Raw genomic sequence first — 12,024 nt, forward strand, 5'->3', positions numbered from 1 at the left:
TTTGAAATCGATTCTTACCTTATTCAAAAAAGAATTAGTACTGGAAGTGCGTCAGCAATATAGCTTCTACGGCATATTACTGTATATGGGCGCTACTATTTTTGTATTGTTTTTGGCAATACAGGAACCCGAAAAAGAGATCTGGAATGGCTTGTTCTGGGTAATACAACTATTTATTTGTATTAATGCAGTAGCCAAAAGCTTTATGCAGGAAAGCCGGGCGCGTATGCTTTATTTTTATACAATATCTTCGCCAGCCCATTTTATGGTGGCCAAATTGCTGTTTAACAGCCTGCTGATGTTACTGATGACCCTTACCAGCCTCGTGCTGTTCTTCGCCTTCATCGGTAATCCGGTTCAAAAAATGCTTCCCTTTACCGGTTTGAGTTTACTGGGTGGATTCAGCCTGAGCATGGTATTTACGTTTTTGGCAGCCATTGCCGCCAAGGCCAGGCAAAATGCCGCAATAATGGCCGTTTTAGGCTTTCCGCTCATTGTGCCGCAATTGATGCTCCTGATGAAATTATCTGCTGCTGCCTTCACTACGCAACAGGGTTTTGAATGGAGCGATGTGCTGCTGCTGGTTGCCCTGGACTTCCTGGTAGGACTTCTGTCTGTTATTCTATTTCCTTTTTTATGGAGGGACTGATGTTTTGCAGATCAGGTATATCCTATTTGAGATTATCCATAAACATTATCAACTTTCCACTTACTTTTGTGTTGATCAGTTAAAATTTGGTTTTTAGTATGAGGAAAGCATGGTGGAAGATTCTCTGTGTGCTATTACTGGTATACGCGGTGGTAGGTGGCTTATTGATAAATATACCTAACCTGCCGGTGCTGGGAGAAACCATCCGCAACGTTTTCTATCATGTGGGCATGTGGGCAGCCATGTTTGTATTATTTACCTGCTCGCTGGTGCATTCTATTCGATATTTAAGCAAGAACAATTTAAAGAATGATATCGCTGCCAATCAATACGCTTCTGTAGGCATCGTATTCGGGCTGTTAGGTTACGCTACCGGCGCTGTTTGGGCCAGTTATACATGGGCCGATCCTAACAACCCGGCTTTTGACTCTTTTAGCGCAGTTGCCCGCGAGCCTAAGTTAATCGGTACAGCCGTAGCATTGCTGATCTATTTCGCCTATTTTATTTTAAGAAGCTCGATCCAGGATATAGATCAAAAGGCACGGATCAGTGCGGTATACAATATTTTTGCTTTCGCGATGCTGTTTCCTACCATTATGGTAGTGCCCAGGTTGTTACCCAGCCTGCACCCCGGACAGGAAGGAAACCCTGCGTTGAACTTTAAAGATTCAAGTCCGGCTATGCGTATGATCCAGTACCCGGCATTTATCGGTTGGTCTTTATTAGGGGTATGGATTGCAACGCTTAAAATAAGATTCAACTACGTAAAAGAAAAAAATTTTATTAAATAAAGATGGCGATGAAGTTTTTGATGTTTGTTTTGTTCCTGCTTCCTTTGCTGGCTAATGCGCAGGCCAAAGAAAACCTGATGTATAGCAGCGGGAGGATCTATGTAGTAATTGCCGTTATACTGATCATCCTTATCGGTTTGATTCTTTATTTAATAAGAATAGAAAAAAAGGTAAAAAAGCTGGAAGAAGGTAATACTAACGTATAGCCTATTTCCTGCTTTATTTTTTATTTGCTTTGCCGTGTGTCATGGGGACCGTTGATTGCCGGGACCGATGAATGAATTTTCCTGTGCCTGCCAGATTATCCGGAAACGCCGATAAAATACGTTTTACTACCGGTCAACAAAATAAGTGTTTTATTAACCTTATCAATAACGATTAATTTCTATTTTGCCAAAACATTGAAAATCCTATATCTATGCATAACGATGACAACAGCTTTTTTGATGCCGTAAAAAAAAGTTTTAGCAAAGCGGCAGAATTCACCAAATGGGACAAAGGTTTATTGGAGCAGATCAGCGCCTGTAATGCAGTTTACCGCATGCGCTTTCCTGTAAAGAAGGAAGATGGCAGCATTGAGGTAATTGAGGCCTACCGGGTACAACATTCTCATCACAAAACCCCTTGTAAGGGTGGTATTCGCTTTTCTATGGCGGTTACACAGGATGAGGTAATGGCACTTGCGGCTTTAATGACTTATAAATGCGCTATCGTAAATGTACCTTTTGGCGGTGGAAAAGGTGGTATTAAGATTGACCCTAAAAAGTATACCCCTTACGAACTGGAAAAAATAACCCGCCGATACACATCGGAGTTAATTAAAAAGAATTTTATCGGTCCGGCGGTTGATGTGCCTGCTCCCGATTACGGAACCGGCGAAAGGGAAATGGCCTGGATCGTTGATACTTATGCAGCCATGCACCCGCACGAAATTGATGCCGCAGGTTGTGTTACCGGCAAACCCGTTTCGCAGGGTGGTGTAAGAGGCAGAAAGGAAGCCACCGGCCTCGGGGTTTTCTACGGCCTGAAAGAAGTATGTTCTATGGAAGAAGAAATGCTGAAGCGGGGCTTAACTCCCGGTGTGGAAGGCAAACGAATTGTAGTACAGGGATTGGGTAACGTAGGCTATCATTCAGCTAAGTTCTTTAGTGAAGCCGGCGCTATCATTGTAGGTATTGCAGAATTTGAAGGTTCTATATCCAAACCCGACGGCATTGATGTGGAAGCGTTACTGGAACATAGAAAAAGAACAGGATCCATCATGGACTTTCCCGGCGCTATTAACCTGGAAAATAACGGTGCGGCCCTGGAACTGGATTGTGACATCCTGATCCCTGCTGCGTTAGAGCAGGTAATTACCAAAGAAAATGCACCGAGAGTGAAAGCAAAGATCATTGGTGAAGCCGCCAACGGACCTTTAACTCCTGATGCGGACGAGATCCTCTTAGCAAAAGGAGCATTAGTGGTACCGGATATGTATCTGAATGCCGGTGGTGTAACCGTTTCCTATTTCGAATGGTTGAAAAACCTGAGCCATGTTCGTTATGGCCGGATGGAGAAAAGATTTAATGAAACCATGAACGAAAGAATTTTACAGGAGATAGAAGAACTGACAGGTAAAAAGGTGGATGATAAAAACCGATCGCTGATCAAGCATGGTGCCGATGAAATTGACCTGGTGCATAGTGGCCTGGAAGAAACCATGATCACTGCTACACGAGAGATTATGGCCGAATGGAAGAGTAATGAAAATATTCCGGATATGCGTACCGCAGCTTATGTAGTAGCTATTAATAAAGTAGCAACCACTTATGCGGAGCTGGGTATATTTCCATAATCACAGCCAAGTATTTAATAGGGTCCAAAAAATGCCGCCTTTTACAGGCGGCATTTTTGTACATGTTGGCTCAGGATTGTCAAAGGTATCACCTTTTAATTCCATCCCGGGTTTTGGGTTTTCAACGCGGGATTCGCCTGCATTTCGTTTAAAGGGATGGGCCATAACAAAGCATGCTCGGGTATTGCACCGGTTTTTGCTGTACCCTCGGGTTTATTCTGAATAGTTGCAGAAGCAAGTGGCACCCATTTTAATCTACCCGATTGCGCCCCATTAGCTTCCGGATAGAGACGGGTTCTTCGTATATCATCCCAAATTTTGAACTCCAACGGGAACTCATGAAACCGTTCTGTCAGTATGGATTGTATGAGCGCGTCTCCGCTGGCCGTTTCATTGGACAGGCCGGCACGTCTGCGTACCTGGTTCAGGTATCCCCTTGCATCTCCTTCTCTTCCCGTCCTTGCCAATCCTTCAGCTGCAATCAGTAGTATTTCCGCAAAGCGAATCATCGGTATGTTGTAATCGCCGTCCCGGCCATTTCTTAATGATGACTCATCAAACCACAACCAGTTACCTACATTATTAAGGGTATGCGCAACACCCGTGGCATCAGTATAGTTACGAAAAAAGAATTGTTTTTCCATACGACGAATATCGGAAGGCGCATAGCTATCAAGTAATACATTGGCAGGTAAATAGGCATTATACATCACATCTCCAGCAGGGCGGAACACATTATTATTGGCCGCATCTTTCCACTGGAATGCTTCGGCACCAATGGAGCGTGCCGGATAGGAATTCCCAACGTTATAGCTGGTCATGTTATACTCTTTAGCATAAATGATTTCATTTGACGACTTCGTTGTCTTTATAACATTAAACGCCGAGTTGTTTCCATTTGTGGTTCCTGCAGCATCAATCAACGCGTGTTGACCACCACTAATTACCTTTTGAGCCATATCAGCAGCTTTTGTATAATATTCAGTACCCCCATTGAGCGGGGCACCTGCCCATTGCAAATACACCTGGGCCAGCAAAGACTGGGCAAGCGGTTTGGTAACATACGCTCCATTGGCATAGAACGCTTTGTTGGGCAGGGCATCTCCTTCGGCGATGCTGAGCAAATCCTGTTCAATAAATCTGTAAATGTCTGCAGCAGGTGTACGCTCTTTATAAATACCTTCTGTAGAGGTAAAAGGCGCGTCTATCAGCGGTACGTCTCCAAAATCCTTTACGAGAGCAAAATAGGCCAGCGCCCTGAAGAATTTACCCTGGGCGACATAGTTGTTTATTTTGGCCGCGTCCAATATTCCCTCCATAGTAGGAATATTAGTAATAACGAAATTAGCTCTTGAAATCCCGATATAATATTCAGCCCATATCTTTTGGGCGGTTGGATTAAACGACTCTATGTTGTAAGTGCTATTTTCGGATGCATTGGTGAATGTTCTGTCTTTACGTTTATCAACAAACAAGCCAGACATAATGCCGCCCCACATGGTAGCTTTGGGCGTCCAGCCACCGTCCACATCTATATTGTTCAGGTAGGGTACGCCACCGAAGTAGAGTCCGTTTACCGCAGACTCAGCATCAGCGGGTGTTTTCCAGAACTGACTGCTGATTTTAGTATCCAGCGGGTCTTCCTCCAGAAATTTAGTGCAGGAGCTCAACAATGTCGAACTGGTAATAATGCAAAATGCAGCTATATATATTTTAGATCTTTTCATGAGCATAATAATTTAATTCACGGTTAAAAAGTTACGTTAACACCGAAAGTAAAAGTGCGTGGACGAGGATAAGTAAAAAACTGGCGGTTAGCGCCCCATTTATTGTCTCCCAGGCGTGAAGAGTTATCCGGGTCATAGCCTAAGTAATCCGATGAGGTAATTAAAAAAGCATTATTAGCGTTCGCATATATGCGTAAAGCTGAAAATCCCATTCTTTTTACCGCATTCGTTGTAAACGTATACCCTAACTGAAACAGGTTACCGCGCAGGTAAGAACCGTCAGCAACCCAGGTATCATCTGCATTCGCATTACTACCCATACCGAAGTTGGCTAAACGTACTGCCTGCGCTGTGCCCCCTGGATTTAATGTCGGATGCCATGCTTCCTGGTAAAGACGGTCAAGTCCACTGGTAAGAAAACGCCCTTCAGTTGAGTGGAAGAACTCCTGCATTACCTGCACCCCCCAGGTAAACTGTAAATCAGCAGTCAGGTCAAAACCTTTATAATTGAGTGTATTGATGAAGGAGCCTGTCCAACGGGGTAAGCCATGGCCAATTACCTGGCGATCCTTGTACGTAACTTTTTCACCAACAAGCCCGGGTATGTTCATAGTTTGCGCATCCCAATTTTCCGGAACCCCGTCGTATATACCGGCACGCTTATATCCGTAAAAAGCAGAAAGCTCGTCGCCTTCGCGGATCAATATATCATACCCTACAAAACCATCTGTAGTAATTTGCCTTTTACCCGTGATCGGATCGATAGATGCATTTTCATCCAGCTTTTCAACTCGGCTTTTATTATAGCTCATATTCACCGTTGATGTCCATTGAAAATTGTCGTTTTGAACCGGGGAGCCTGTAAGTAAGATATCGACACCACGGTTAGAAACTGCTCCTACGTTTTGAGTTACACTGGAGAAACCAACTGATGGCGGAAGCGGACGGCTGAGCAGCAAATCCTTGGTGTTTTTGTAATAATAAGAAAGCTCCAGGTTTAAGCGGTTATTAAACAGCCCCATATCTATACCTGCATCCCATTGAGTAGTGCGCTCCCATCTTAAATCCGGATTAGGCATATTACTTAAATAGGATACAACGCGCAAGGCCTCACCTATAATAGTATTAGATTGTCCTACGCGTGCCAGGGAAGCATAAGTACCAATCTCGGAATTACCGGTTGCACCAATAGAAGAATGTATCTTCAAACGGCTCAGTGCTCCGGAATTTTTCATAAACTCCTCATTTGAGATCAGCCAACCTAAACCTACAGAAGGGAAAAAACCATATTTGGAGTTGGGGCCGAATTTAGACGAACCATCATAACGACCTGTTATGGTAGCCATATACTTGTTGTCATAAGAATAAGCCCCCCTGAAAAAATAAGAGTTCATCGCCCATTTATCATAATCGCTCCCTACAGTAGGACGGTTGACTCCACGACCCATATTGTAGAACCCAAAATAGTCATCGACAAACTTGCTATCAGACGACGAAAAATAGTTATACAAATTTTCCTGCCATGACAACCCTAACATGGCATTAATAGAGTGTCTGTCTATGCGTTTTTTATAGGTAAGATACGTTTCCTCCTGCCAATAAAAAGTCGATGCACTTGATGCAGAAGCCGATCCTTCAGAGTTCTGATTAATCAGCGGTCTTGGTGTAAACGGAATGTAATTGGTTGCCCTGTTTATCTGATAGTCCACACCAAACTGGGTTTTCAATTCGAGATCTTTGGTTAAATGAAAGGTAAGGGCTGCATTACCGAAAATCTGCGTTCTATACTGCATGGCTTCCATCCGGTTCAACAATTCAACAGGATTACCCACACCCTCAGGCTGGAAGCCCTGGGTATCACCTCCCGGATCGTTTTGATTAACGGGTATAGCCGTAGTTCCTATATTATTGGTTTGAGCATAGGTACCATCGGCCAGTTTAACCGGTAAAAATGGCAACTGTTCAATCATGGTACGTAAAGCACCCTGGCCATAAGGATTATCTGAAGTGCGATTACCCCAGGTATGGTTAACCAACAGGTTCACTCCGGTAGACAACCAATCAGTTGGCTTATCATCGTAAGCCAGTTTTGCATTCAACCGCTTAAAATAAGAATTGAGTAAAATACCCTGTTGATCCGTATAGTTTAAAAATGCGCCAATGGATGCTTTGTCCATGCTACGTTGAATATTTAACTGGTGGTTGTGAGAAACCGCTGTGCGGGAGGCCTCCTTTTGCCAGTCAGTATTGAACTTGGGTGAACCATCGGTATTGAACAAATACGGATCTGTAAATATTTTAGAAAGATCGGTAGTAAAATTTCTGCCCTGCCAGGCGTTCGCATTTTCCAGCCCCTGTTTAAAGGTAGCCATCCATTCGTTGGCATCCATCACATCAATATATCTTGCCATTTTCCCGACAGAAATGGAACCGGCATAAGATACCTGGGCTTTTTTTGCACCGGAGGCGCCGCGTTTGGTGGTTACCAGCACAACGCCGTTGGCGCCGCGTGCCCCATAGATAGCCGCTGAAGAGGCATCTTTCAATACCTCTATCGATTCAATATCATTCGGATTCAGAAACTGGAAATTTTGCATTACAACTCCATCCACCACGTACAATGGATTGGCTGAAGCATTAATCGTGGCAAGCCCCCTGATGATCACGCGCATTTCTCCCCCCGGTTGACCTGTGTTTGAAAAAATATTAACGCCAGCCGCGCGCCCCTTCAGGCCTTCTAACGCGTTAAATGGCTGGCCTTTGATAATATCGCTACCCTTTGCTGTAGAAATAGAACCTGTTAAGTCCGATTTGCGCATCGTACCATACCCAACTACCACCACTTCTTCAAGATTGGCTTGTGTTGAAGCCGGGGATAGCCTAATTGTATCCAGCGCAGTGCGCCCGTTCAGCGGCAATTCAAGGCTGGCGTATCCTACCGAACTGATAACCAGCATTGCGTTAGCGTCAGATACTGTAATCGAGAACTTCCCCTGCTCGTCGGAAACCGTTGCGACATTGGTTCCCTTTTCAGCAACGGTAGCAGCGGGGATTGGATCGCCAGTTATAGACGTCACCACACCTGTTACAGTGACTTGTTGTTGTTGAGCCGAAGCTGTTGACTGGCTGACCATCAAAATGCTTAAAATCGAAAAAACGATTTTGCTTCCTAACCTAAAAACAAGGCCTTTAGGAGGCCGCTGAGTTTCTCTCTCCATAGATAATAATTATGAGTGGTTTAAAAAAAGTTCTCATGTATAAGTAATTGCAGCCGTACCATTGTATAGCTAATGCAATCTTTATAAAACACCCTGATATACATTTATCTTACCAAATAAATGTTCGAGCAAACGTTATAATAGATTCAAATAATGGTTGCATCACAACCGTTAACAGAATGCAAAAAATATACCGCTTTGATATTAAGGCAACTATATTAGCGGCAATCGTATGCATTTGCCCAGACCGACTTTTTAAACTTTTTTTAAAGTATATACATGGATAATTGACTATCAGGCAGAAAAAACCCATCTACTTTTTAAAGGCAGATGGGCCAGTAACAACAATAAAATTTATTTATTTTTTTGAGGGTATAGCCAGTGCTTGTGTGGTGCTCAATGGTTTGCCAAAATCAGGTGTATCATCTTTTCGCCAGGTAAACTTCTGTGCCCTTGGGGAACGATGACCGCCACAGCCTTGTCCTGGCTCGGAATTAGCATGATACAATATCCAGTCTTCCTTACCATCAGGTGATTTGAAGAATGAATTATGCCCGGCTGCATAAACCCCGCTGCCCGGTTCCGCCTGGAATACCGGTTCGGGATGTTTCTTCCAAACGGATGCATTGAGCAGATCCGCATCGGCCGACGTTGACAACATCCCCAGGGTGTAATGATCCGTCCAGCAACCGCTGGCAGAATAAATAATAAAGATCTTGTCTTTATGCTTTAAAAACTGCGGCCCTTCATTTACATTCACCTGGTCGGGCGTCTGACCCGGCAAACGGCCATATGTTTCCCATTTTAACTCCGGACTTGAAATTTTAACCCGGTCAGTTTCTATCGTCCATGGATTTTTCATACGGGCGATATAAATATTCTGCTGCCCGTTTTCATTTCCTTCCCAGCCAGACCATATCATATATAACCTTCCCTTATGCTCAAATACATCAGCATCTATTGCCCATTTGTTGGTAGCATCGGCCACTTTGCCTTTAAACTCCCATTGTCCCTGCATAGGATCGGGAGCAGCATTTTCTATAACATACATCCTGTGATTATAGTTATTGCCATCATCTGCCGCAAAGTACATATACCACTTATCATTGATAAAATGGATCTGGGGAGCCCATAATTCTTTTGAGTATGCGGTATTAGGCGGTGGTGTCCATACCACTTTTTTTTCCGCGTTTTTAAGGTCAGCTATGCTTTTGGTTTTCCATAAAATAAGCTTGTTCTGGGCGCTGTGCGTATAATAGTAGTAACCATCTTTATAAAAACTGTACGGATCTGCACCTGACGGTAATACCGGGTTGATAAAAGTTTCAGCAGGTTGTTGCACCCTGGTTGAGGAACATCCTGCGAAAAACAGCGTCACAAAAAATAAAGCAACTATTTTCATGTGTTTATTTTTATTGATTTTGGTCACAAGCCCGCCCGACCGGACGGGCAGGGAATTTCGCATAAGAAAATATTCATCCTTTTGGGGTATTAAAATGAATATTTTCTTATGCTTCATTTCTTAATTTAAAACCTGTTGTGTTCGAAATAATTATTTGTTTAAAAATCTGAATGTAGCCGCATCTGCTACCAGCTTATCCGGCCCCCTTTTTTGCTGAACAAACCGGATACGCATCACAGCCGTTTTACGGGGCCCTACCTTTGAAGAACTGATATGTGTATGAAACACATATCCCATTTCGCCCTTTTTATTGGTAAACACATCGCCATGACCAGTTCCATTCTCCCTTGTGTTTTGGGTAGATATAATCGGATTCCCTTTAAACTTAGTCCATGGTCCTGCCGGAGATTTTGCAGTGGCGTAGCCAATTGCGTAATCCGGGTTACGAAAATCATTGGCCGAGTAGATCATATAATACAGCCCTTTATGCTTTAATACAGTAGGACCTTCTGTTACTTTCCAGGTAACCTGTTGCGTATCCTCCCAATGCTCCGTAGCATTGATGCATTCTTTAAGCGTTGATTCGTTCATCGCTGTTAACGATTCATTCATTTCTGCAACAAAAATGCGGTTCCCTTTCTGTAATCTTACATGATAAAGATAAATTGCACCTGATGGGTCCATCCACACAAAAGGATCGATGATGTTAACCGGTGCTTCTAACGGCGCTATTTGTTCTTGCCTGAAAGGTCCTGCAGGATGATCGGCCACAGCTATGGCGATATGCTCATTAGCAGTATAAGCCATGTAGTATTTCCCCTTGTACTTAAACACCTGTGGCGCCCAAAAACCTTTGGTGCCATAACTCTCACCACGCTTTAGCGCGTACCCTTTATCCTTCCACACCTGCTGATCAGTGGATGTATATACTTTGAATCCATCACTGTCTCCTTTTCCTCCTCCGGTACCATACAGGTAATAAACGCCTTTATCAAAGAAAATGGTGGGATCTGCGAGTAATGGATTGTTTTCGCTTCCCTGTTGTGCAAAAGACGGGTTAAACCAGGTACCTAATACAATCAAACCCATAACACAGAAAAAAAACCTGCTTCCTGAATATAACATCTCTCTCCCTTATTTATGTAACTACTATAGCTTGCCTGTCATCTTTTTTATGAAATCAACTTCATCCTGTTTATAAGGTGTTCCATCTTTTCTGAAAATATCATGAAACCAGAGTGGAGGTTCTGAAGTATATTTTTTTGTCCAGCTATCCCATGGATAAATAGTCTGGGACTTACCGTCTACAAATCCCCAGTTCACCATAGCTACTTTATTTTCCTTTGCTACAGGTAAAGAACTCTTAAAAGTGCTCTTATTAGGTCTTGCCATATATTCCGTACAGAATAATGGCCTGTCGTAACGCTTCAATTCATTGATCTTTTTTGCTAATGTAAGAGAATCATCATAGCAATGAAAAGACACCACATCTGATTCTTCTATCTGTAATTTTTCAATTGGCTTTAAAGTGCTGTCGCTTTCCCAGTTACCGGCCCAGATACCTGAGGTCAATGGCTGGCTTGGATTCGCAGCTCTTGCCCACTCAAATGTTTTTTTGAGCAGCGGCAAAACCAATGCTACTTTGTTAGGCACTTCTACTTTTTCGTAAGAAGGCCCCGTCATATTATCGGGTTCATTCCAAACATCCCACAAAACAATCCTTTTATCGTTTGCAAATTTTCCTACAATTGATTTTACATATTTTTCAAGTGCAGGGTATTGAGTTGAATCTTTTAAAATAACCTGACCAGGGCTTTGTACCCATCCTGAATTATGAACATACGGTTGTGGTGCACGTTGTTTACCTGCTTTCGGGAAAGGGTCCCAGCAGGAATCAAAAATGGTCAGCAATATTTTAATACCATGCCTGTCTGCAATCGACAGAAATTTATCAATTCGATCATAAAAGCCCTGCTCGTCATTTTGCCAGGCCAGGTCGTGCAGGTATACCCGCATAATGTTCATACCAAGCGCTTCGGCCCAGGCCAATTCTCTCTCTATGGTAGTAGTGTCGAAGGTTTCAGCCTGCCACATCTCCAGCTGGTTAATAGCCGAACTAGGGAGAAAATTAGCGCCTACATACCAGGGTTGTTCGGCATACCACTGATTGGCTTTTTCAGCAGACCATTTTTCAGCAATAGTAGTTTCGTTATCAGTTGAGGGAGCTTTGTTGTTCCCGGTATCGTTGCAGGCATACAAGGACAGCAGCCATAACATGGCTATGTAAAAAACTGTTTTTTTCATGTGTGGATTTTTATTGCCAGCCCGACGCAAGCGGGTTTTCGATGGGCACATGTTATTTTATAAATATTTTTTTCCGTTTTGAGTCATTTTTATTCA

At 43.2% G+C, this 12,024-nt stretch carries 9 protein-coding genes; 4 read left to right on the forward strand and 5 right to left on the reverse strand.

Translation table 11 applies throughout. The annotated features are described in order from the left end of the window. Position 1: 1 nt before the first annotated feature. The 4 genes from U0035_RS06460 to U0035_RS06475 all read left to right on the forward strand — a co-directional run bounded on the left by U0035_RS06460 (position 2) and on the right by U0035_RS06475 (position 3,277). Positions 2-649 (forward strand): heme exporter protein CcmB, encoded by a 648-nt coding sequence (locus U0035_RS06460; protein WP_245957577.1) that lies wholly within the window; start codon positions 2-4, stop codon positions 647-649. Between the two features lie 98 nt (positions 650-747). Next, a complete protein-coding gene (locus tag U0035_RS06465; RefSeq protein WP_114789203.1) occupies positions 748-1,440 on the forward strand; it encodes an ABC transporter permease in 693 nt (230 codons plus the stop codon). 8 nt (positions 1,441-1,448) lie between these two features. Continuing rightward, a complete protein-coding gene (locus U0035_RS06470) occupies positions 1,449-1,646 on the forward strand; it encodes a CcmD family protein (protein WP_245957579.1) in 198 nt (65 codons plus the stop codon). 212 nt (positions 1,647-1,858) lie between these two features. Then, the gene (locus U0035_RS06475; RefSeq protein WP_114789204.1) at positions 1,859-3,277 is read left to right on the forward strand and encodes a Glu/Leu/Phe/Val family dehydrogenase; all 1,419 of its coding nucleotides are present in this window, start codon (positions 1,859-1,861) and stop codon (positions 3,275-3,277) included. Between the two features lie 95 nt (positions 3,278-3,372). On the opposite strand, the gene U0035_RS06480 is transcribed toward U0035_RS06475, so the two are convergent. From U0035_RS06480 to U0035_RS06500, 5 genes are all read right to left on the reverse strand, one after another. Continuing rightward, positions 3,373-5,004 (reverse strand): RagB/SusD family nutrient uptake outer membrane protein, encoded by a 1,632-nt coding sequence (locus U0035_RS06480; protein ID WP_114789205.1) that lies wholly within the window; start codon positions 5,002-5,004, stop codon positions 3,373-3,375. Between the two features lie 23 nt (positions 5,005-5,027). Further along, on the reverse strand, positions 5,028-8,222 hold the full coding sequence (locus U0035_RS06485) for a SusC/RagA family TonB-linked outer membrane protein (RefSeq protein ID WP_114789206.1): 3,195 nt from the start codon (positions 8,220-8,222) through the stop codon (positions 5,028-5,030). A gap of 358 nt (positions 8,223-8,580) precedes the next feature. Further along, positions 8,581-9,624, reverse strand: coding sequence for a glycoside hydrolase family 43 protein (locus U0035_RS06490; protein WP_114789701.1), 1,044 nt, complete (start codon positions 9,622-9,624; stop codon positions 8,581-8,583). Between the two features lie 150 nt (positions 9,625-9,774). Then, positions 9,775-10,713 (reverse strand): glycoside hydrolase family 43 protein, encoded by a 939-nt coding sequence (locus U0035_RS06495; protein ID WP_114789702.1) that lies wholly within the window; start codon positions 10,711-10,713, stop codon positions 9,775-9,777. A gap of 60 nt (positions 10,714-10,773) precedes the next feature. Then, entirely contained in the window at positions 10,774-11,928 is a 1,155-nt protein-coding gene (locus U0035_RS06500) for a glycoside hydrolase 5 family protein (protein WP_114789207.1), read from the reverse strand. Positions 11,929-12,024: the final 96 nt, after the last annotated feature.

Origin of the sequence: Niabella yanshanensis, from assembly GCF_034424215.1 — a bacterium.
In the GTDB taxonomy this organism is placed as follows: domain Bacteria; phylum Bacteroidota; class Bacteroidia; order Chitinophagales; family Chitinophagaceae; genus Niabella; species Niabella yanshanensis.